Annotated in this window: 21 protein-coding genes; 6 read left to right on the forward strand and 15 right to left on the reverse strand. The window is 38.6% G+C overall.

The window, feature by feature from the left end:
* Positions 1 to 68: 68 nt before the first annotated feature.
* Both AC106K_RS06070 and AC106K_RS06075 read right to left on the reverse strand, forming a co-directional pair.
* Positions 69 to 485 carry an RrF2 family transcriptional regulator gene (locus AC106K_RS06070; RefSeq protein WP_482443760.1) on the reverse strand — a complete coding sequence of 139 codons (417 nt, stop codon included), beginning with the start codon at positions 483 to 485 and terminating at the stop codon, positions 69 to 71.
* Positions 486 to 641: 156 nt separating this feature from the next.
* Entirely contained in the window at positions 642 to 1,163 is a 522-nt protein-coding gene (locus AC106K_RS06075) for a GNAT family N-acetyltransferase (protein ID WP_482443762.1), read from the reverse strand.
* 176 nt (positions 1,164 to 1,339) lie between these two features.
* Here AC106K_RS06075 and AC106K_RS06080 point away from each other — a divergent pair, with 176 nt between their 5' ends.
* Both AC106K_RS06080 and AC106K_RS06085 read left to right on the forward strand, forming a co-directional pair.
* On the forward strand, positions 1,340 to 2,734 hold the full coding sequence (locus AC106K_RS06080) for an aminopeptidase P family protein (RefSeq protein WP_482443764.1): 1,395 nt from the start codon (positions 1,340 to 1,342) through the stop codon (positions 2,732 to 2,734).
* 263 nt (positions 2,735 to 2,997) lie between these two features.
* The gene (locus AC106K_RS06085; protein ID WP_482443766.1) at positions 2,998 to 3,603 is read left to right on the forward strand and encodes a DNA-3-methyladenine glycosylase; all 606 of its coding nucleotides are present in this window, start codon (positions 2,998 to 3,000) and stop codon (positions 3,601 to 3,603) included.
* Between the two features lie 44 nt (positions 3,604 to 3,647).
* On the opposite strand, the gene mug is transcribed toward AC106K_RS06085, so the two are convergent.
* The 9 genes from mug to AC106K_RS06130 all read right to left on the reverse strand — a co-directional run bounded on the left by mug (position 3,648) and on the right by AC106K_RS06130 (position 13,224).
* Entirely contained in the window at positions 3,648 to 4,148 is a 501-nt protein-coding gene (mug, locus tag AC106K_RS06090; RefSeq protein WP_482443768.1) for a G/U mismatch-specific DNA glycosylase, read from the reverse strand.
* Positions 4,149 to 4,308: 160 nt separating this feature from the next.
* Entirely contained in the window at positions 4,309 to 4,512 is a 204-nt protein-coding gene (locus AC106K_RS06095) for a hypothetical protein (RefSeq protein ID WP_482443770.1), read from the reverse strand.
* A gap of 266 nt (positions 4,513 to 4,778) precedes the next feature.
* Entirely contained in the window at positions 4,779 to 6,218 is a 1,440-nt protein-coding gene (locus AC106K_RS06100; protein WP_482443772.1) for a SusD/RagB family nutrient-binding outer membrane lipoprotein, read from the reverse strand.
* Between the two features lie 11 nt (positions 6,219 to 6,229).
* Positions 6,230 to 9,253: a SusC/RagA family TonB-linked outer membrane protein gene (locus tag AC106K_RS06105; protein ID WP_482443774.1), complete on the reverse strand. Its 3,024-nt coding sequence runs from the start codon at positions 9,251 to 9,253 to the stop codon at positions 6,230 to 6,232.
* 364 nt (positions 9,254 to 9,617) lie between these two features.
* Positions 9,618 to 10,319, reverse strand: coding sequence for a LytR/AlgR family response regulator transcription factor (locus AC106K_RS06110; RefSeq protein WP_482443776.1), 702 nt, complete (start codon positions 10,317 to 10,319; stop codon positions 9,618 to 9,620).
* Entirely contained in the window at positions 10,300 to 11,373 is a 1,074-nt protein-coding gene (locus tag AC106K_RS06115) for a sensor histidine kinase (protein WP_482443778.1), read from the reverse strand. The genes AC106K_RS06110 and AC106K_RS06115 overlap by 20 nt, the downstream gene beginning before the upstream one ends.
* 129 nt (positions 11,374 to 11,502) lie before the next feature.
* A complete protein-coding gene (locus tag AC106K_RS06120) occupies positions 11,503 to 11,910 on the reverse strand; it encodes a DoxX family protein (RefSeq protein ID WP_482443779.1) in 408 nt (135 codons plus the stop codon).
* 386 nt (positions 11,911 to 12,296) lie between these two features.
* Positions 12,297 to 12,794 carry a TlpA family protein disulfide reductase gene (locus AC106K_RS06125; RefSeq protein WP_482443780.1) on the reverse strand — a complete coding sequence of 166 codons (498 nt, stop codon included), beginning with the start codon at positions 12,792 to 12,794 and terminating at the stop codon, positions 12,297 to 12,299.
* Position 12,795: 1 nt separating this feature from the next.
* Entirely contained in the window at positions 12,796 to 13,224 is a 429-nt protein-coding gene (locus AC106K_RS06130) for a rhodanese-like domain-containing protein (protein WP_482443782.1), read from the reverse strand.
* A gap of 311 nt (positions 13,225 to 13,535) precedes the next feature.
* Here AC106K_RS06130 and AC106K_RS06135 point away from each other — a divergent pair, with 311 nt between their 5' ends.
* The 4 genes from AC106K_RS06135 (at position 13,536) to AC106K_RS06150 (ending at position 17,694) form a co-directional block, all read left to right on the forward strand.
* The gene (locus tag AC106K_RS06135; RefSeq protein ID WP_482443784.1) at positions 13,536 to 14,648 is read left to right on the forward strand and encodes an SMI1/KNR4 family protein; all 1,113 of its coding nucleotides are present in this window, start codon (positions 13,536 to 13,538) and stop codon (positions 14,646 to 14,648) included.
* Between the two features lie 124 nt (positions 14,649 to 14,772).
* Positions 14,773 to 16,437, forward strand: coding sequence for an FAD-binding dehydrogenase (locus AC106K_RS06140; protein WP_482443786.1), 1,665 nt, complete (start codon positions 14,773 to 14,775; stop codon positions 16,435 to 16,437).
* A 28-nt stretch (positions 16,438 to 16,465) separates the two neighbouring features.
* Positions 16,466 to 17,269, forward strand: coding sequence for an SDR family oxidoreductase (locus tag AC106K_RS06145; protein WP_482443787.1), 804 nt, complete (start codon positions 16,466 to 16,468; stop codon positions 17,267 to 17,269).
* Between the two features lie 140 nt (positions 17,270 to 17,409).
* Positions 17,410 to 17,694, forward strand: coding sequence for a hypothetical protein (locus AC106K_RS06150; RefSeq protein WP_482443788.1), 285 nt, complete (start codon positions 17,410 to 17,412; stop codon positions 17,692 to 17,694).
* Between the two features lie 168 nt (positions 17,695 to 17,862).
* Here the strand turns inward: AC106K_RS06150 and AC106K_RS06155 are convergent, their stop codons facing one another.
* From AC106K_RS06155 to AC106K_RS06170, 4 genes are all read right to left on the reverse strand, one after another.
* On the reverse strand, positions 17,863 to 18,672 hold the full coding sequence (locus AC106K_RS06155; protein ID WP_482443790.1) for a phosphatase PAP2 family protein: 810 nt from the start codon (positions 18,670 to 18,672) through the stop codon (positions 17,863 to 17,865).
* A gap of 29 nt (positions 18,673 to 18,701) precedes the next feature.
* Positions 18,702 to 21,122, reverse strand: coding sequence for a TonB-dependent receptor domain-containing protein (locus AC106K_RS06160; RefSeq protein ID WP_482443791.1), 2,421 nt, complete (start codon positions 21,120 to 21,122; stop codon positions 18,702 to 18,704).
* A 45-nt stretch (positions 21,123 to 21,167) separates the two neighbouring features.
* Complete coding sequence (locus AC106K_RS06165; RefSeq protein WP_482443793.1) at positions 21,168 to 21,923, reverse strand: COG4705 family protein; 756 nt, start codon at positions 21,921 to 21,923, stop codon at positions 21,168 to 21,170.
* Between the two features lie 84 nt (positions 21,924 to 22,007).
* Complete coding sequence (locus AC106K_RS06170; RefSeq protein WP_482443795.1) at positions 22,008 to 23,042, reverse strand: sulfite exporter TauE/SafE family protein; 1,035 nt, start codon at positions 23,040 to 23,042, stop codon at positions 22,008 to 22,010.
* Positions 23,043 to 23,103: the final 61 nt, after the last annotated feature.

A 23,103-nucleotide genomic window follows, 5' to 3' on the forward strand; every position in this document is an offset into this window, starting at 1 on the left:
TAAGTATTGCAAATATATACAAAATTCTATAACTCCTATCAAAATAGTAGAATTTAAATGAAAAAAAATTATTTACTGTTGATAAACTTAGTCAGAGTGGCCTCCATCATGCTTTTTCTGGTTTTTTCACGAACGATCATTAATTCGTTTCTAAGGTAACATTCTGCTTCATCTACACAATCGTCGCAGGCTTCATAGAAATTCAGAGAAACGCAGGGAGTAAGAGCAATAGGTCCGTCGAAGATCCGGTATATATCAGCCAAAGATACATCATCAGGGGATTTTAGTAAGTAATATCCACCTACTTTACCCTGCTTACTGTTGACAAGTTTGGCTCTTTTAAGCTCAAGAAGAATCTGTTCAAGAAATTTTTTGGGAATGTTCTCGTCCTGTGCAATAACTGACGTGGGCAGGTAGCCTTGATTGTAATTTCTTGCTAGCCTGACCATTGCTTTTAACGCATATTTGCACCTTTTCGACATCATAATTCCTGCAAGTTATGATAAATTATCTGATAAATGAAATGTTTTCCCATGGAGAGGGTAATTATCGGTCTACAGAAATTTTTAATGAGAAAACCACAAAAGTGTTTAATCGCCCCTGTTTTTTACTTTAATAAACTTTGTCTGTAACGTATCTCTCTATGACTGTTTATTTTCCTGCAATATAAAATAAGCAAGTTCTCTATTGTCCCGCACTAAATTGTCTACTCTTTTGAACCCACTTTTGAGAAGTACTTTTTGTGAACCGATATTATCAAGATCCGTTAAAGCTGCAATATCCTTGTTGGCATCAGCGGTAAGACAATAGCTGGTAAGTGCTTTACAAATCTGAGTTCCCAGCCCTTTTCCCCAATAGTTTTCCACAAGCATATATCCTATTTCTATCTGACTGGTATTTTCAGCGAATGTCCTGGCCAGGCATACTCCAGCAAAATCATCATTTTGAGTAGAAAATATTCCCCATCTGCTGAGCGGTCCTTCTTTATAATCTGATAATGCTTTCTCAAACATTCCTTTCAGTTCTTCAGGAGATTTGTAAGGAAGATAGCGGGTAACGTTTTCATTTTTAAACAGGTCTAAGAATAAATTGAGCTCCTGAGGGGTAAATTCCCGTATGATGATCGTATCGTTTTTATAGTACATAAAGTCAAGAATCGTCATAATGTTATAATGACCTAATAAAAGTACATAAATAAATTCACAAAAGCCGGTTGTTCCTGCAATTAATCAGTTTCAAAAATAAACTTATGTGTGAGAAAATAATTCAGAGATTATTGTAAGGTATAAAACAGTGCAAAACCGTAACTTTAAACTTTAAAATAAAAACTATTCATAAAATGTTTTCAGTACAAACTTATCAGAACCGAAGAGCAGTATTACAAAGCAATGTAGCCAATGGAATCTTATTATTTCTGGGAAATATAGAAAATCCGGTGAATTTTGAGCACAATCCTTATTATTTCCGTCAGGACAGTACCTATTTATATTATTTCGGAATTCAGGAACCCCGGATTGCCGCAATCATTGATATTGATGAAAATAAAACCACTATTTTCGGAGATGAACTGAGCATCGATGATATTGTATGGATGGGCAGACAGGAAACCCTGAAAGAGAAAAGTCTGAAATCCGGGGTACAGGAAACTTTACCTTATGCAGCACTTGCACAGTATATTCTGAAAGCACAGTCTTCCGGCAGAAAGGTGCATTACCTTCCACCCTATCAGTCATCCAATAAAATCATATTGTCTGATCTTTTAGGAATAAAAATAGGAGAACTGCAGCCTTCTGTTGAAATGATCAAAGCGATTGCAAAACAACGTTCTGTAAAAGAAGCTCAGGAAATTGTGCAGATAGAGCAAGCCGTGAATGTATCCAATGAAATGCATCTTTTGGCCATGCGTATGACCAGACCGGGTATCAAAGAATACGAAATAGCCAATGCCATTCAGTATCTGGCAGCGAATAAAGAATGCCAGATGTCTTATCCTCCTATTGTTACGATCAACGGAGGTATTCTTCATAACCATTACCGTCTCAATACCCTGAAAGAGGGAGATCTTTTCCTGAATGATTCCGGAGCGGAAACGTCAATGGGATATGCAGGTGATCTGACCAGAACATTTCCTGTCAGCGATACTTTTACAACCAAACAAAAAGAACTGTATGAGATTGTTCTGAATACTTTCAATAATGCTCAGCGCCTTCTGAAGCCGGGTATACGTTTCAAAGATATTCATCTGAAAGCGGCTCAGCATCTGGTAGAAGGTCTTACTGATCTGGGATTGATGAAAGGCGATCCTGAAGAAGCGGTTAAGAACCATGCCCATACTTTATTTTTCCAGTGCGGATTGGGGCATATGATGGGCCTTGACGTACATGATATGGAAGATCTTGGGGAGCAATATATAGGCTATACTGAAGAAGATCCAAAGGATACGAAAACATTCGGGCTTAAATCTTTACGTCTGGGGAAGGCTTTAGAATCCGGATTTGTATTGACCGTTGAGCCGGGGATTTATATCATCCCGGAACTGATCGATATATGGCAGGCAGAAAATAAAAATGCAGACTTTATTAATTATGATAAAGTGAATGAATACCGAAATTTCGGGGGAGTCCGTATAGAAGATAACTTCCTGATTACAGAGGATGGTTACAGGCTGTTGGGGAATGGTCTGATCAAAACGGCTGAAGAAATTGAAAACTACAGGAGAGAACATTTAGCATAATTCAGAACCTATTTCAGAACCCTATTTCCAATATAAAAAATTCCCCGGACTGATCCGGGGAATAAAAGTGTCAAAACCTGTATTTTATATAGTGATGTAAAGTGATGTTGAATTAAAATTAACAATGGATGTGCCAAATTAGTCACGATTGAATGAAATGTGACTTTTTGTGGTATCTTTTTTTAATAAAGCATTCTTTATCTTCAAAAAATATAATTTAATGATCACTATTTTTAAGTGAAGAACTCCTAAAAACATTCCTTTTGAAACTACCACTCTCCTATTATTCTAATCAAGACGTTCTTTTTCTGGCTCAGGATCTTTTGGGAAAGGTGCTTTTTACAGAAATTAATGGTGCCGTCACAGCAGGTATTATTGTTGAAACGGAAGCATATTTCGGAGTGACAGATAAAGCTTCTCATGCCTACGGAGGAAGACGAACGGATCGAACCGATACTTTATACAGCCACGGCGGTATTTCTTATGTCTATTTATGCTATGGAATTCATCATCTTTTTAATGTGGTGACTTCTTTAAAGGATGAACCTCATGCAGTATTGGTAAGAGCTGTTGAACCACTGATCGGCAAGGAAATAATAGAGGCCAGACGCAATATGTCAGTTTCCCGAGCCGCTATTTCTTCAGGTCCCGGTTCTGCAGCAAAAGCCCTTGGAATCGACAGGGATTTTAATAAAAAAGAACTCACCGGAAATGAAATCTGGATTGAAGATCATGAAATTCGGTATACTCCTGATGAAATTATTGCAAGTACCCGTATAGGTGTTGCGTATGCCCAGGAAGATGCCCTCCTGCCATGGCGCTTTTTTGTGAAGGATAATAAATATGTAAGTAAGCCTAATAAAATCTGAAAAGTTTTCAAAAGGAGTGACCTTTAATCTGGAAATTATATTTATTAGTTTTTAATCACCAGATAAAACTCCTGATAAGCGGAAACCAGATCACTTAATGAAAACCCTCGGTTTAGTCCACTGGTATTGGGTAAAACCCAAACTTTTGCGCCGCAAAAATCTTCAGACTGGGGTCCCCATGAGATTTCTTTCTTTTTGGAAAATGCTTTATAAGCTGCTTTACCCAGAAATGCAACATATTTAGGCTGAAACTCTGTTATTTTCGCTTTAAAAGTGTCCAGTGCCTGGTCAAATTCTTCTTTTGATAATTCGTCGGCCCGGGAAGTGGCTCTTGCTACAGCAGTCGTCAGGCCATATCCTGAATTTAAAATATGGGTATCATTCACCGGTTCAATCTCGTAGGAGGTAAAGCCGGATTGATGAAGTACCTCCCAAAAACGGTTACTTTTTCCAGAGAAATGGTGGCCATCGTCCGCCGATTTTAGCCCAGGATTGATCCCGCAAAAGATGACATCAAGATGATGGTCTATTATATCTGTAAGCATTATTAATTTGTTTCACTGTAAAAATACAACGTTTGATCTTTTATTATAAGAAAAAGTACAAATAAAAATGGCTTAAGAGCTGTTGCCCATTAAGCCAAATCATATTCACCATGAGAATATTCAACCAACCACATTATATTTCTAATTATTCCTGTTGCTTTTAATAATTGCCTACCAATTCGGCTTTTATTTCAATTGTATTCCGGTTAGTTATGTCAATCAATTCTTTTTGTGTCTCATCATTATTGCTTTTCAACGGAAGATGTTCTCCGGCTTTGTCATCTTTACAACCAGAAATCATTGTTCCTGTTACAAATAGTAAAAAGCATAAGCCTTTCAGTTTTAAAAATCGGGATACTTTCATGATTCAATGCTGGATTATTTATACGTCAAATTTGAGAAAACGGACGATGAAGTGCAAAAAACATCTACCAATAAAGCACTATAATCTATGAATTGTCTGATCTCGTTTTATGTTTAAAATCAATGCCCATTCTAATTTATCATCCACTTTATTAAAATAAAAAGAAGAGCTGTTTCTCAGTCCGGTTAATCCATTCTTTCGATACAGCATCTTCTTACATAAAAGTCAAAAAAAATATTGATATGAAGAAAATATTAAACTCAGGTTTAATGGATGTCCCAGAAAACTTTGGTTGTAAGCTTATCTCCGCCAATGGCAGTGGAAGCTTTGGCATAATTGGTTCCATTTGTTGTAGCCTCCAACCCCGGATATTGTAGTCTTACAGGAATTTTTCCATCAGCATTGGCAATTGCAGTCGGTGGAGCCTGTAAAGCCGGATAATCTAATCGGCGGTAAAAATTCCAGGACACTACAGGCTGGTTATACATGGCGACCCAGGCCTGTTCACCGATCGATTTCTTCCAATTAGCAGCATTGTAGGGGTTCATGATAAGATAATCCTGTGCTTGCTGATTAGTAAGCCCCCATTCTTTGAAAGAAATCTGAACAGCATTTTGATATAAAGTTTCCGGATTGCCGCCAATTCCAAATCGTGCAGCCGCTTCAGCCAGATAAAAAGCGACTTCAGTATGCGTGATAAGATTTCCCGGCGTTGTAGGAGTATAAGCAAAAATTCCCGGTGCTGAAAAATCGGAAAAATTTCCACCAGCCCCAATGACCTGCCCGATATATTCCCCATCTACATCCTGAAAGTATTGAGCTACCCGTGGATCTGAGGTTGCACTAAGAAAATCGATGAAAGGTTTTCCGCCAAAAAAATCATCCCGTCCTGTGACTACGAGGTTTTCAAACAGCGGATTAAAGTTGAATACCGCAGGGAGATACCTGAAAAGACCATTCTGAGATTCATCTGTGATAACACCACTTACAATAGCTGCATTGATGGTGGACTGTGCGAGTGTAGGATTGACATCAGAAACTGCAATTCCCAGTTTCAGCAAAAGAGAACTTCCGAATTTTTTCCATTTTCCAATATCCCCTCCATAAAGAATGTCACCAGCCCCAAAAGTACCTTTTCCCACCTCCAGATTATTAATATCAATTTTTAAACGACTGATCAGGCTTTCATAGATCTTGGCATCATCATCATAAACAGGAAGCGGAAACTGAGCCTGATTAAGGGCCTGGCTGTAAGGAATATCCCCAAAGGTGTCAGCCAATGTCTGAAAAGTATATACCGACAGAATGTCTATAATAGCGAGCTGGTTATTTTTCTTTGCAGGCCAGGTATTCACTTCTGATGGGACGGGTTGGTACTGCTCTATCAGTTCTTTGGCTTTATTGAGATTGTTCAGGACATTCACATAATTATCAGCCCATACCGTATTGGAAACGTTTCTTGCCGTAAAGTTATAATTGCTTTCATTTACATAAGTTGTTTCCTGCCAGTACTGCATGGTAAGACGAAAATTGTTTTCGTTCACGCTTGGGGTATTCATATAGTCACTCAGCTCTTTTTCAGCATAAGTGATCAGTGGTTCCGGGCTCATGGAATACGCTACATGAGGGTCGGTATTGACATCATCAGAAGTACAGCCTACCAGTAGCAACGTTAAAAAAGAACCTAATATAATGGTATTTTTCATTGTAATAGTTTTTAAAAATTAACTTTCAGATTGAATGCGAAATTCCTTGTAGAAGGCATGACCCCGGATTGATACCCCTGAATACTTCCGGAAGAAAATCCAGCCTCCGGATCAGAATAAGGAAGGTTTTTATGAATGATCCACAGATTACTGCCTGTAAACCCTACGGTAAGCCCCTGAATACCTGAACTCTTTAAGAAATTGTTGTTGAAAGTATAAGAAACCGATACCTGACGAAGCTTGATAAAGCTCGCATCATAGACAGCAGCGGCTGTAGGAGGATCCGTTCCTAAAATCTGGCTGGACATCGAACGGTCGAGGCGGATCGTATTAGGAATATAATGTCCGGGATTATTAGGATCCTGCATCACTCCGGGTAAAATGACTCCTCCACCCTCGGCAAGAGTATTTCTGACAGGATTTCCAAGATCGTTCAAGCCTACGGTTTCAGGATAAAGACCGGTTCCCGTTCCATAATACTGATCCAGTGAAAATACCTTGCCTCCTTTTTTCCAGTCGATCTGAAAACTGATGTTGAAATTTTTATAGGTAAAAGAATTGTTCAATCCGGCAATAAAATCGGGCTGAAAAGTTCCCAGATTATGATTGGTATCATCTGTATGAAGGTAAGCCCCGTTTCTGCCTACAATTTTGTTCCCGTTAGAGTCATATACATAATCCGATCCCCAGATACTTCCATAGTCTTCATTGAGAGAAGCATTGATGCTGATACCCTCTTGCAGAGCACCGATCGTAATATTTTCAATCCCTTCCCGTAATGCGGTTACCTTAGTTTTAGGATTAGACCAGTTGAGAATCATTTCCCAGCTGAAGTTGTTGAATTTTAACGGAACCAGATTCAGTGAGAGTTCAATGCCTTTAGTCGTAAGTTCTCCCGTATTCTGGATTTTAGCAACAGAACCTGTTGAGAAGGAAACCGGAAGAGGCAGGATCTGATCAAATGCAATATTTCGGAACCAGGAAAGATCAATCCCTACTCTGTTTTTAAAGAACTGCATATTGATTCCTATCTCAAAATTTTTCAGTTTTTGCGGGAGAAGATCCGCATTCCTCAATGTGGTATTGTAGGAATAAACAGGATTGTTTCCGAAAGAAGTCTGTACCACAAACCTGTTCCTCAGTTGGTCTGCTCCTGTATCTGAACCTACTTCGGCATAAGCTGCCCGTAATTTTCCGAAGCTCAGCCACTGCTGTTTCAGTAAATTGGAGAAAACCATACTCGCTGAAACGGAAGGATAATAATAAGCGTTGTTTCCTTTGGGCAAAGCGGTAGACTGATCCCTTCTGAAAGTCCCTTCCAGATAATATGTATTTTTATATCCCAAAGAAGCCTGAATAAAAGCCCCGTAAATATATTTCGAAGTATCTGTAATAATAGGCCTTGCAGGGCTTGATGCCGAATTCGATATGGTGTAGAGTCCCGGAATATACAACCCTCCGGAAGTCGTTTGAGCATTCGAATAATTAGACTGTACATTGATGTTACCTCCCAACAATGCCTGGAAATTAAGGTCATCGGTAATATTGGTTTTGTAGGTAGCAATCAGATCATAATTGGTTTCTGTAAAGCGAAGATTCGTCACTGCATATCCAGAAGGCTGTTCTACAGGATTGAAACTGAACAGAGCCGGAATAGAGCCCACTGCCCGTCTTTCTTCTATAATCATATTGTAGCCATCGATTCCTACTCTTCCCAATAGATTAATATGCTTTGAAAGATCATAATTGAGGCTGAAATTTCCCGCAAAACGCTCCCTTTTGTCATTCTGATAATTCTGATAACGTGTAAAATAAGGGTTATCCCAATAGCTTGGAGAAAGATTCACCGGAGATTTGATATTCCAGGTATAATTTTTATTGAATGTATCATACAGATATTTCTGATACTGAATATCGACATTGGTAGGCCACCACTGGCGGAAGTTCCCCATGATATTATCACCATATCCGGTAAGATTTCTTCCTTTGGTGCTCTGTACGATATAATTGGCAAAAATAGTCGCGGTAAGGTTATCTGTAATCTTATAAGAAGCATTTCCTCCGAAGTTATTTTTGGCCAGAGAAGAATTGGGCATTATATCCGTCGCATAGATGTTGGAATAGCTTAATCTGAACGTTGTACGGTCATTTCCACCGCTTAATGCAATATTATTGGTGCGGTTAATGGCTTTTTCAAAAAAGGTGATCGGTCCGTTCTTTGCCATTACCCATGGTGTCTTTTTTCCAAAATTCTGAGAATCCGGAATGAATGCATCATACTGCCACACCATAAGATCAGGGTTATAAGGAGCTCCGTAAGAAGCATCCTGAAAAGTATGGGCAAAAGGCGCATTTTGATACTCCTGAAATGTATTTCCAAAATACCCCTGTCCATATTGAGTCTGATATTCCGGAAAAGTAGATTTATCAATGCTGGAAACTGAAAAACTTCCGCTATATTCCAAACCGATACCCTGGGTGTTTTTCTTTCCTTTTTTAGTAGTGATGATAATGGCTCCGTTTTGAGCTCTTGAGCCGTATAAAGCGGTTGCGGCAGCTCCTTTTAATACATTGATCGTTTCAATATCATTCGGGTTGATGTCCGAAACAGGGCTTCCGTAATCATATCCTGCAAATCCGTTCTGTTGGGAAGTGGTGTTGATATTCCGATTGATAATAGGAACACCGTCTACCACGAAAAGAGCCTGATTATCTCCCAAAATAGATTTAAAACCTCTGGAAACAGCATCCACAGAGCCTCCGAAATTAGTAGACTGCCTGATCTCCAGTCCGGCGACTTTTCCGGACAGGTTATTCAGAAAATTAGTGGTGGGGTTTCTGTTGATGTCTTCACCTTTTACTTCCTGAGTAGAATATCCCAGTGATTTTTTCTCTCTTTTTATTCCAAGGGCGGTAACGACAATTCCTTCTATAGTCTGGGTTTTAAGCGTATCCTGCTTTCCCTGGCTGAAATAGGTTTCGCTTCCTATGAAAAAAGCGACCCCCACACTTAAAAGCTTCAACTTGTATTTCATAATTATTGATTTTTGTTGTTGAACCAAAATTCAATAATTGGTGAAGATTATAATGAAATGTATATATCAACGGCGGAATGGCGTCTACTAAAATATGAGTAATGAGTAATAAGTAATCTGCAATACGGAGCAGATAGCAGAAACAATAATGAATAAAGAAAATTTATATCATTCTCGTTCAACAAAAAGAATTTTGCTTCTATCCAGTCACAATATCACAACCGAAGCAGAAAACATTCCCCTCCTCCGGAGGGGTGTCAAATCTGCGATTTGACGGGGTGGTTTCAAGAAATACCACCACTTAATCTACAACTTGCAGTATTGTAATTTAACACATTGTATATCATTTACATATAAGTATTCATTAAAGTTCCAAAGAAGGCTTATACGTCCTCCCTACAGGAAGCTTTTTCCCATTGACCTGAATAACGCTGGCGGACTTCATCTCAATTTTGGATCTGGAAATGATATAAGATTTATGAATACGTGCGAAGAGTTTGGGATTTAAACTTTCTTCTATTCTGCTGATTGGCATCTTAAAAGTGAGCGTTTCCGTTTTTGTATGGATATTAATGTATTCTCTCAGGCTTTCAATATAAAACACATCCTGTAAAATGATCTTTACCTGTTTTTTCCCACTGTTGATAAAAATATAATCACGGTCTGCTATTTCGAGTAATGCGTCTTCCGCTTCCATTAAATGTTTGAATTTTCCTATTGCAGTAAGAAAGCGTTCATAGGGAATCGGTTTCATCAGATAGTCAACCACATCCAGTTCATAGCCTTCTATGGCGTATTGGTGATAGGCTGTGGTTACAATTACCAGCGGTGGATTCTTTAACTTCCTTAAGAAATCAAAGCCTTTCAATACAGGAAGATGAAGATCCAGAAACATCAGGTCTACCTCATGAATGCTCAAAAGATTGCTGGCATATACCGCATCACCACATTTCCCTACCAGATTAAGATGGGGATCTCTGGCAATAAAGCTTTCCAGAATTTCTGCAGCGATAGGTTCATCTTCTACAATAATGCAGTTGTATTTTTTAGAGGCGGAATGTATCATGGAAGTCTATAGTTAAGTTCACAATATAGCGGTCGCTTCTGTTTTCAACGGAAAGCGTATGTTTAGGATAAAGAAGTTCAAGCTGTCTTCGGATGTTTTTCAGGCCTATTTTGGTAGAATGTTCATGAGATCTTTCCTCTTTAGAATTTTCAATGAAGTAGTTAAGAATACCGTTCTTCAGTTGGATGCTGATATGAATATAAGCTTGTCCGAGACTTTCGGAAACGCCATGTTTAAAAGCATTTTCTACAAACTGAATCAAGATAAGAGGAGAAATATCCTGCGAAGGGTTATCCAGATTCACCACAAGATCTACCGTAAGCTGCCGATGTCTGATCTTTTGAATCTGAATGAAATCTTTAATATTATCAATATCTTTTTCGATAGAAATATTCTTTTCGGCCGCTTCGTAGATATTATAGCGCATTATTTTTGACAGTTGCAGAATGACATCAGGAGTTTCATCAGCCTTTTTTAAAGCCATTCCGTAAATGTTATTGAGGGTATTGAACAGAAAATGAGGATTGATCTGAGCCTTTAACATCGTCAGTTCCTGGTCCAGCTTCTCGGATTTCAGTTGGGAAATTTGGTCTTTAAGGACATTTTTCTGTCGGGTAATTTCAACCCCAAAGATAAGTCCTACCATAAAAATAAGATCCATAAAAGAGTTGAAAGCCACATAACCATTCATGAAGCCTGATGGCTGCTTTCCATCCAGTGTTTCTGTCACCTCATAAATGTAAGGGTAAATAATATAATGAGTGAAAAACCGATGCCCCAGAACGGCTATTACTACAATCAGGATGTAGAGACCGTATTTGAAAATATTTTTAACCGATACTTTTTCGTAGACATAGAGTAATGAATACGCAAGCGGGATTTTGACAAGAAAATACCCCAGCTCCAGAATCAGAGTATTCTGAAGTCGAATTTGCCATTTAAAATCCGGAAACTGATACCGGGACCAGTAAAAGTCAAGATAAGCTTCCAGCAGATAATACAGTACCCAAAAAAGCAAATGGATCTGTAACTTGGATTTTCTATTTGATTTCAAACTTATCATGATTTAAAAAAATACAAAGTAATATCACCCAGCCAAATATAAAAATATAAAAGCTACGAAAACCCATCATTCATCTATAAACTGCAGGTTTTTATCTGTACTGAATCTTCAGATGACGCGTTAATCGGAAATATTTGTACTCTTGCGGTTAAAGATTTTCAGGTGGATTTCAGGGAATATAAGATTCAGAAAGCAGAAGATCAGTAAAAAATTGAACTCTACACCGTTCGTTCCCCCTCCCACTACAAACCAGCCATTTTGCCAGTGAACAAAGTAAATTCCAAAGACAAAAATCAGAATATTACAGAGCGAAACAGGTTTGATGAGCCTGTCAAACCAAATTGCCGGAACCGAAATAAGGTGAGTCAGTTTCACTGCCCAGGCAATATACAGCCCAAAAGGACTGAACCCAATACGATCAAGATAATGAAGTCCGAAATTATTGACATCACCACTAGAGATAGAAACTACGCTATGCATCAGTAAAACAACTGAGAGCGCTAAACGGAGGTATAAATTCTTTTTCATAAAACCAAAAGTATTGATAAAGAAAACGGATTATATTCTCCTGTATATTAATGACTCTTAAGTGTATATGAAATTTTATACTATTGTGTAAGAAGTTTAAAATCAGGTGCTTTTAAATCTTTCTTATTCCGAATCCAGTTTAAATATTAATTTTTCTATAATTTATTTCATCACATGGTGATATTTTAAATTAAATGATTACTTTTATAACAGTTTAAGAGTAACGAAAAGTTCTATAAAAAGTGATCCTATTTCCCTCCTCTATGATCCTTTTTGTATAACGGTAACGACTTGATAAGACGATGATTCTAATTACACAAAGAGCAATCGGGTACAAAAAAGAGTGGTAATGTACCTACCACTCTTTGTATTGTTTATATTCTTTTCTATTTCAGATTTTTCTTTAAAAACTCCTGAAGCTCTTGGCCGTGAAGGTTTTTAGCTAAAATAGTTCCCTGCCCGTCAATAATGACATTAAATGGAAGTTCGTCTACTTCATAAGTCTTGGCTACAGGACTTTTCCAGAATTTCAGATCACTGACCTGAATCCAGTTGATCTTGAAACGCTCGATCGCTTTCAGCCAGCTTTCTTTACTCTTATCTAAAGAAACTCCCAGGATCTCAAACGTATTGTTTTTCACTTGCTCATTATAAGTTTCGTACAGCGTTTTCAGTTCCGGTTGCTCTTCAACGCATGGTGCGCACCATGTGGCCCAAAAGTCTATTAAAACAAGCTTTCCTTTCAATGAAGATAAGGCAAAAGATGTCCCGTCTGCCTTAGTCATCACAATTTCAGGAGCCTTCTTCCCTATTTCTATTTTATTTTGTGCCCAGACCGCCCCTGAGAAGATCATTAAAAATAATACGGTAAAACGAATCTTCATATTAATCATTTGTAGGGTAATCTTTATCCAGCCAATCTGTTTTAATATTCTTAGGGAGATTCAGAAGCTTGGCATTTTTAAAGCCCATTTCCATCAGTAAATTAAAAGCCGGGCGAATATTAGGGCACTTTACGAAAGGGCAGCATCCGCAGTAGATCACAACTTCCCTGTCTTTTGGAATGTCTTTCAGATAATTCTTTAGTTTTTCCAGATTTTCAGGTTCCCGGGTAGGTCCAATATCTACAGAACCTTTGATAATAGCTTCCGGTCCTACAGAAATGATCACCAGATCCTTGGTTTTCTTCTTTACAATTCTGGATGCCAGCAGTGCTGGATCCATCAGCTGGCTGTCTTTCCATGGATCCTGTGTTTGCTGTGCCTGGCTGAACATAGAACAGACAAAACACGCAATGATAAACAAATACTTCATACTTCGATTTTTCACAAAGATAAAAATGTTTTATTGAGCTTTCCGTACCCAAGCAAAGGAAATTCGCTGTAAAGAAGTTTTTTCAGAAATCAATATCCGGTATTTATACTCTTTTCCCATTTTTTGTTGTTCTCAGTTATGATTTATAATACTCCATTCATCACCACAAAGATAAAAATAGTGGCCATTTTCAGGAATAACAATTTTTCAGAGAAATGTTTTAGAATGAATTCTCTTTTTGTACTTTAGTACTCAAGATGGAGAATAAAGGCTTTTTCAGTCGGAGTTTTCAAAGTCAATTAATCATATTTATGGAAATCAGTTTACCCAGCCATTGGTTTGAATTTATAACAGTTTTTAAAAGAAAATTTGAGGATGAAATCGTTAATGATGTAGTGCGTGTATTTCGAAGCGCAGAAGAAATTCAGGAACGATATGATACGTATCAGTTTGAAGAGTTTCTTCCGGGATATATTCCTGTAGCAGATGATTCCGGCGGACAAGTTGCTTTGATTTCACAAAAAGGAAATGATCCTAAGGTGTATCTGAGCTCATATGGTGTTTTGCAGGAAGAACTGTTGACCGTTTTAGACCGCGATCTGCTTCACTGGATGCAGCGTAGATTTCCGTTTGATCAAGATAAAATTACTCTATCTGTTGAAGAAATGCAGAAAAAAGCACAGGAAAATGATGCTTTATTCCAACGGATCTCTTCCTGTCAGGATATTCTAGAGTCTCTTGAAAAACCTTTGACTCTAGAAGGACTTTTACTTCCTGAGAATTATGCAAAAGCAGAACATATTTATTACTTTCAGGATGGTTATCATTACAATTCTGTTGAAAATAAAATACTGACCAGTAATATACCGGGTGACTTTCAGCCTGATTGGATTGTTCTGGCAACGAATTATTTTTCAGATCCTTTTTTTATTGATTTAAATGAAGAATCTTTGGGGTTTCCGGTATATTTTGCCTATCATGGACAGGGATATTGGAAACCTTTGGAAATTGCTGAATCTTTAGCCCACTTCAGGGAAATCATAAAAGAGGTTTATTCCAGAAAATCCGACAAAGCAGCTCTGAAATATTATTTCCATAGTTATAAAGGCACAGAAAATCCTTTTTGGAAGGAAGTATTGGAAACGGTCGAAAGCTGGGAGGAAGTGACGGAAGAACTCAATGAACAGGAAATAACAGATTCAGACTGGAGGCAGGCCAGTTTATACATTACCGATATAGGGCCCAATAAAATGAAAATCATTGCTTTGCTGAAAAAAGAACATGATCTGTCTGGGCCGGAAGCACTGGAATTGAGTAAAAGTAGCAGAATTTTATTCAGAAAAGGCTACTATAAATGGTTACAACAGGATTATCAACAATTAGAAAGTCTGGGCGCAAAGGTAGAATTTGAAATTATTGAATAAAAACCTTCAAATAATATAATTTCAGCCCGGAGTCCAATTCTGATGTATTTTAAACCGCTTTTATCTCATTGGAAAACAAATATTTTATACATTTATATCAAGTATGATTTAATAGAAACACCTCATGAAAACGGAAGAAACATTCCAACCTGATGTAATCATTATAGGAACCGGCCTTGCGGGGCTTACTGCAGCTATGGAAATCACCAATGCCGGGAAAAAAGTCCTTTTACTGGATCAGGAAACAGAAGAAAATATCGGCGGACAGGCGTTCTGGTCTTTTGGAGGACTTTTTCTGATCAATTCCCCTCAACAGCGTAGAATGGGAATCAAAGATTCTTATGAGCTGGCTTTACAGGATTGGAAAGGAACAGCCGGATTTGACCGCAAAGAAGATTACTGGCCCCGGCAATGGGCGGAAGCTTATCTGAAGTTTGCTGCAGGTGAAAAATATGAATACATTTCCAAGCTTGGGATAAAACTGATGTTTATGGTAGGCTGGGCAGAGCGTGGTGACGGATCTGCTGCAGGCCATGGAAATTCGGTACCCCGTTTTCATGTCAGCTGGGGAACCGGTACCGGTGTTGTAAAACCTTTTGTAGAAAAAGCCTATCAGGCCAGAGATAAAGGTCTGCTTCAGATGAAATTCAGAAATAGAGTAACGGAACTGATCATTGAAAATGGAAGAATAAAAGGACTGAAAGGAGATATTCTGGAAAATGATCATCAGGAAAGAGGAGCTGCTACCAACAGAGATGTGATCTCTGAGTTTGAATATAACGCTCCCCATATTATCATTGCTTCCGGAGGTATTGGTGCCAATCATGAACTGGTCAGAAAAAACTGGCCTGAAAGACTGGGGAAAGCTCCCGAGCACATGGTATGTGGAGTGCCTGCTTATGTAGATGGAAAGATGATAGGAATCGCAGAAAATGTTGGAGCTGATATTATCAACCGTGACAGAATGTGGCATTATACAGAAGGACTACAGAACTGGAATCCGATCTGGCCCCATCATGGAATAAGGATACTGCCAGGACCTTCTTCTCTATGGTTTGATGCTAAAGGAAAACGTCTTCCGGCTCCTTTCCTACCCGGATTTGATACATTAGGGACACTGAAATACATACAGGAAACAGGCTATTCTTATTCCTGGTTTATCCTGACTCAGAAAATTATTAAGAAAGAATTTGCACTTTCAGGCTCGGAACAGAATCCGGACATTACCAATAAAGACTACTCTCTTTTTCTGAAAAGAATTTTTGGTAAAAAAGCGCCAGGCCCTGTAGAAGCATTCAAAGAACATGGAAAAGATTTTATAGTGTCTGATAATCTGAAAGATCTGGTTGATAAGATGAACAGCCTCTCAGGAGACCATCTTTTAAACTATGAAAAAATAAAATCCCAGATCGAAGCCCGTGATCGTGAACTGGACAATAAATTTTCTAAGGATACCCAGATTAATTATATCAGAAGTACCCGCAATTATCTCGGGGATAAACTGGGCAGAGTTGCAGCTCCGCATAAGATCCTGGACCCGAAAAACGGACCTCTGATTGCTGTACGTCTTAATATCCTGACCCGTAAAACCCTGGGAGGAATTAAAACCAATCTTAACGGGCAGGTTCTGAAAGAAGATGACACGATCATTGAAGGGCTTTATGCCGCAGGAGAAGCAGCAGGTTTTGGCGGCGGCGGAATGCATGGCTACCGTGCTCTGGAAGGAACCTTTCTTGGCGGATGCATTTTCTCAGGAATGAAAGCCGGAAAATATATTGCCGGACTATAAAAAGAGTTGAACATCTTAGCCCACACCTATGAACAGTTATTTTGATGGAAAAGTCATTTGGATTACCGGTGCATCATCCGGAATCGGAGAAGCTCTTGTGAAAGAACTGGCCATGAACACGACCTCTAAAATTATTCTTTCGTCAAGGAAAGAAGTACAGCTCTTCACGGTTGCTGAAAAAGCAGGACTTAGCCCGGACCGATTTGCTGTACTTCCTCTGGATCTTGCCCATTATAAAGATATGCCTGATATGGCAGCAAAAGCAGTAGAAAAATTTGGAAAAATTGATCTTCTTATCAACAATGCCGGACTGTCTCAGCGTTCTCTTGCTATAGAAACGGATATAGAAGTTGATAAACGCTTAATCGAGGTTGATTATATCGGAACTGTAGCACTTACCAAAGCGGTTCTTCCCTACATGATCAAAGCTGGTCGTGGACAGATTGCCGTAGTTTCCAGTCTTATGGGTATATTCGGGGCTCCCATGCGGAGCGGATATGCCGGTGCAAAACACGCGCTGCACGGTTTTTTCGACGCACTGCGGGCAGAATTGTATGATCAGAATATTCATATTACCATTATCTGTCCCGGGTTTATACAAACTGATATTTCCGTTCATGCTGTCACCGGAGACGGCTCTGCACAGGGGACAATGGATGACGCCACAATGAATGGGATGTCTGCTGATGTTTTTGCTAAAAAAATGCTCAATGCTATCAGACAACAGAAAAACCAGAAAGCAATTGGGGGTAAAGAAGTACTGGGTGTATACCTGAAAAGGTTTTTCCCCGGATTATTGGCAAAGGTCGTACGCAAGGCAAAAGTAGTATAAATGACGGATTCAGTCTGCCCCAGTTTTGGTAAACTTTATTCAAGCCGTTTGAGATAATTTATTAATTGATTGTTTTTTAATAATTTCATTATCAGTATAATTCAAATAAAAAGCTTATATTTAATAAAAAACCAGACGTCATGAAAAAAGGCTTCTTTCTCATTGCAATATTCTTTCTCTGCGATTTTATAAATGCACAAATGAAAAAAGATTATGATATAAAAAGCCTGTATTATAAAGACACTGCTAAGATTAATACCCCACTTTTACCTAAAGTAGACTTGCCTAAACCTGTTTTTCAAAACAAGAAATTTTTCTATTTTGGAAAGACACAGGAAACCATTTACCGCGACAATCTTACCAACAGAATCTATTTTGAAAATGGGGCCAACAGAACCTTAATCTATTCAAGAAAGGTTCAATAATATTTTTTCTATCCTTTTTATAATCAGCCAGAACAGGTAAAAATTGCATTAGACCGATGGGTCCCTTTCTATCAGGAAAATCTGTACAATAAAAAATCGCCATTCAGAGCTGAATGGCGATTTTATTTTAAGATAAACTGCAAAGCACATTTCTATATTTTGTAGAGTTTAAAAGGTCTTCACCAGGCCTATCCCTACTGCCTTATTCTGATAAAACGGCATGACTATCGTAGATGAAAGTGCATTTTTACTTTTATTCTTACCCCGAAGCAGAAGATCAACCTTTGGGAACAGCCAGTACGCCAGTTCTGTGGAAAGAATTCCAAAACCGGCACCTGCAATTACATCTCCCAGCCAGTGTTTATCATTCAGCATCCGGTATACTCCTGTGAAAATAGCCAACGGATAGCCGGAAAGACTTAGCCAGAAATTGGTGTCTTTATATTCTCTGAACATAAACTGAGCGGAAGAAAAAGCCGTGGCAGAATGTCCGGATGGAAAAGACAATGTATTGGATCCGTCAGGCCTTTCCTCTTTTACAAGATACTTTAAAGGCATGGTAAAGGCTGCAACAATCAATTGTGAAGAAGCGTAGATAATGGTACGGTCCCTCAGATTATGTTTTCCTTTTATTCCTATTGCATTGAACCCGTATACCATTGCTGCAGGTGCATATTGCGTATAATTATCCAGGTTCATGCGGGCAGGCTGATGTTCATTGATTTCCGTTCTTGTTGAGTTATTAAGCTGCTTCAGGTTATCCATTGCCAGACCGGCCACTCCATATCCTATTAATGCGGCAGGAACGATAAGCCTTTTATAATTCAGCTTATTTTTTTGAATACCGGCCATTGTTACACTATCCTGTACCTGTTTCTGAACAGTAACAGTATCATTTGAGCTCTGAGCATTGAGTCTACTGAAAGCAGAACTTAAAATCATGATATAAATCAATGCTTTTTGAAAATGCTTTTCCATCCTAAATCACATTTATAATTTCAGTTTTTTTAAAATTTATAACTATACCCCAGCCGTACGACCTGAGTTTCATAATAATCATTACTGGTATAAGCGAATCCCATCCCCTGAATCGATTTTTTGATCACCATGGTATTCAGCAGATCAGAAGCGTTGAAGAACAATTCGCCCTTTCCTTTCTGAATCGCTTTTTTCACCCCTGCATCCATCGAAAATCTTGATTTGATTCTTCCCTGCGGAATAATATCCGGTGCCAGATAGACAAGGGTACACTGTGCATCCCATCCTTTTGCAAAATGGAAAACATTATTCATTTTGATATTTCCTGAAATGGCGGACTGCTGGTCTGCAGAAAAGACATTAGGTTGCGGGTAAAGGTTTTGTACAGAAAAAGCATTGATCTGGTTACGGTAAAGATTTCCGTTGATATTGAATGAATATACCCCGGAGATCTTCTGGTTCCAGATGGCTTCCAGACCTGTATTGTAGCTTCTTCCTGCATTCTGGAATATGGCATAAATGAGCGTGCTTCCCGGCACCGTACTGGAAATTCTGGTGATCGTTCCGTTGGCAAAACGGTGATACAATGCAGAATACAGATAACCATTGTCCCAGGTATGTTTATATCCAAGTTCGATGGAATTGGTAAATTGAGGGCGCAAAGCAGGATTTCCTACCTTAATAATCTCAGCATCATCATATTTTGGAAAGATCCGGATGTCGACTTCATTGGGACGGTCTACCCTTCTGTTGTAAAAGACAGAGAACTTATTGTGGTCATCAAGCTTATATGCCAGTCTGAAATTGGGGAAAGGCTGCGTATAATTGTATCCGTCACTTTTATAAGTCGGATGATTAGGGTTGACGTCATATTCAATCCTTACATATTCCAGCCTGAGACCCAGCTCAGCCTCCCATTTTTCATTTTCGAAGACATAATTTCCATAGACGGCGGGAATAAATTCCTTATAATCGGCTTTTCCTCCTGCAGAAAAATCCAGCACTGAATTGGCTCCAGGAATGAAGTTCATATTAGTGGGGATACTTCTGCTTCTTAGTTTAATCCCGGTTTCTATTCTTCCGTATTTTAAAGGTTTTACATAATCTACGTTGAAATCATAGACCTGTTCATCAGATAATAATTTAAAAGCATCTGTTCCTGTGGAAGCCAGAAGATAATTGTCATAAAAATATTTTTCATCTTCCCTGTGAAAAGTATAGTTGAAGCCCACATTCAATACATGGCCTGCTTCTTTGAATTTATGCTGATAAGAAGCTGTTCCCATTACGGTGGTTTTCAGTTCATCCTCCAAAAACTGCCAAAGACGCAGACGTTGTGAAAGATCTCCGTTGAAGAAAGGCTGGTCTCCACGGTCAATGATCTTTTCACTCCCATACATTCCTGAAACCGTTAATGTATTTTGTGAATCAATATTCCAGTCAATCCCTGCTTTGGTGGTAAAGAAATTGGTATTTCTGTTTCTTTTCAGCTGAGAATTGATCACGGTTCCGTCATCATAGGTCCGGGTGACAAATTCATTTTTATTCAGCGTTTCTGTGTACAGGTTATCAGCCTGTAAAAACAGGTTGACTTTATTTTTTCTGTAATTAAGCGATAGTGAAGGGTTTATTTTGGGAGTCATCGTATACTGAGGTCTGATGCCCGGAAGGTTTTCCTTTCTTACCCAAAGTGATCCTAAGCCTGTTGTGAATCCTGCCTTACCGTTCCAGCCATTCTGCTTATTCTTTTTCATGATGATATTGATGATTCCCGCATTTCCGTTGACATCATATTTTGAGGAAGGATTGTTGATGATCTCAATTTTATCAATGGCGGAAGCAGGAATATTATCCAGCCCCGTCTGACTTCCGAAACCTGTAAGAGCAGTCTGCTTGCCGTCAATAAGTACCGTTACTTTATCATTTCCTCTCAGCTGTACTTTTCCATCCTGTACCGTAATTCCGGGAAGGTTTTGCATGCTTTGCAATACTGATCCGCCGCTTTGGCTTATATTATCTGCTACAGAATATGTTTTTTTATCGAGTTTATTATCAATTTCATTCTTTTTGGAAGCGGTAATCGTAATGGCTTCTATTTTGGTTTCCGTATCTTCTTTTTGCCCCAGTTCGATGATCGGAATTTCCAGAAATTCAGAAAGACTTCCTACAAAAACGGGCTGGATCTGAGTAGTGTATCCGGCAATGGAGGTCTCCAGAAGATAATGATCCGGTTTGATGCCGGTGAGAGAAAATCTTCCCTCTTCATTGGTAATGGTTCCAGCAACAAAAGTGCTGTCTTTTTCTTTTTTTAAAATAATATTCGCATAAGGCAATGCTGTTTTATCTTTATTGGTAACCCTTCCTGATGCCGTCACAGAAGTTGTCTGTGCAGAAGCCAGGGACGAAACGACCACGCAAGCCGGAAAAAATAACAGTTTTGTTCTATCCATTCTATCTAATCTTTTTAATCTTCTTCGTTATTATTGAAACTTGAGTTATTCATTTTGAAAAGGGAGTTCCTTATTCTGTTTTCTTTGTGAAATAAAAATCATCACTACCATAAGAAAGAGGGAGATCAGAGAGGCATTAAGCGTTCCAAGGTCCAGCCCGCCTTTAGCCAAAGGTTTCGTTAAAAGATCTCCGAACGTAGCTCCAAACGGTCTGGTAAAGACAAAGGCGATCCAGAACAGCAGAACATGGTTGAGTTTCGTGAAATAATGAAGCATAATTACAATCAGTATAATCAGTCCCGTCACCAAAGCTCCTGTCATATATCCCAATCCCAGATTATCACTCAGGAAGTCTCCAAAGGCTGTTCCCAGGCTATTGGAAAACAGTATGGCTGTCCAGTAATAGAACTCTTTATTTCGTTCAGAAATCGGATAAACTTCAAGGTTTCCGTATTTTTTATACCACAAAAAGAGTGAGACCAAAAGCCCGGAAAGCAGGATCAGGCTTCCTACAAGATATCCTGTTTTTAAGGTTCTGTCAATAAAATCCGAAATTTCCGTTCCTAAAGTTGTGGTTCCTATAATGACCAGCCAGTATACCGCCGGGATATATTTTTTTACATTCAGCTGTACCAGTAAAATGATGGTAAAAAATACCAGGGTGACCAGAATACCTACAACATACCCTAAATTGAGTGTCATGGAAATAAAATCACCAAGTGTTTCTCCTAATGTGGTCGCTACAATTTTCATGAGCCAGAAAAGCAATGTGACGGCCGCTACTTTATTCGCTGTTCTCATCCTGTTTGTCTTTTATGATTACTTTGTATCTATTCTCTTGCAGATCTGCTTTTTAAAGTAGAATTGAAAAGAGTTTTCTAATTATCATACTTTAAACTTGGTCAGCACATTATTCTTATAACAATAAAATTCATGAGTAATCGCTTTCCCGAAAGCATAGACTTTCTCAATATGAACTTCATCATAATGCTCCATCAGGGTATGGTATTTTTCCTTAAGATTTTCAGATAAATCATCCGGGCGGATACTCTTTTCAAATTCAAATCCTTTACTCGTTTTATATTCAAGGGCCATTTTGGTATCTCTCCACGACATAGAATATACCTTTTTCTGTTGGGTAGATGAATTCGTGATTACAATCTGATCCTGTTGAATGATTTTTCCAGAAGTTCCAGTGAATAAGGTGATCCCAGATACCACCATCGCTCCATATCCTATTTTCTTAAACAGATTTTCACTAAGATGCGGCAGAATGTATTTCACCGTATATGAAGAAACAATTGCAGCAACCGCAATAGCTATTCCCAGCCATAATGCTGTATTCGAATACAATCCTAATGAAATGTAAATGATAAGCTTAATAAGGTGAAGGAATACTTCATTGGCCGCCCGTGTGGCTACAATTTCTTCTTTTTTAAGACCGAATTTTAAATAAAAACGATTGAAAAGAAGCCCAACAGCACCTGTAATCCCTGAAATAAACCCTGCAGAAAACCCGATAAGAGCCAGTGCTGATTTCGGATATTCTTTTCCGATGTCTTCAGTTTTATTTTTAGAAGCAAAAAGCTGCGGAAGGTTGGCAATCAGAAAGAAAGCAACGATCAGCTGTAAATAGTTCGGGTTAACATATTTGATCAGAAAAGCTCCAAGCAATACCGCCGGAATGGAGAATGGAACGAACCATAAAAATATTTTCCAGTTGATATGCTGTTTGAATACGGCGATTCGGGATGCAGAGCTTGTAAAAGTACCAATCGTCAAAGAGAAAGGCACCAGTGATGCAGGAAGCAACAGATTCAGGATGGGAATCAGAATAAGGCTTGCACCACCACCGCAAATAGCGCTGATCCAGAATGCAAGTATGGTTCCTGCGAATAATAAGACAATTTTTAAAATCATTTCTAAATAAAATTTATACCTCAGTATGTTTTCTATACAAAGGTGCAACCTGATTTAGAAG

Source organism: Chryseobacterium sp. FR048 (assembly GCF_056844665.1).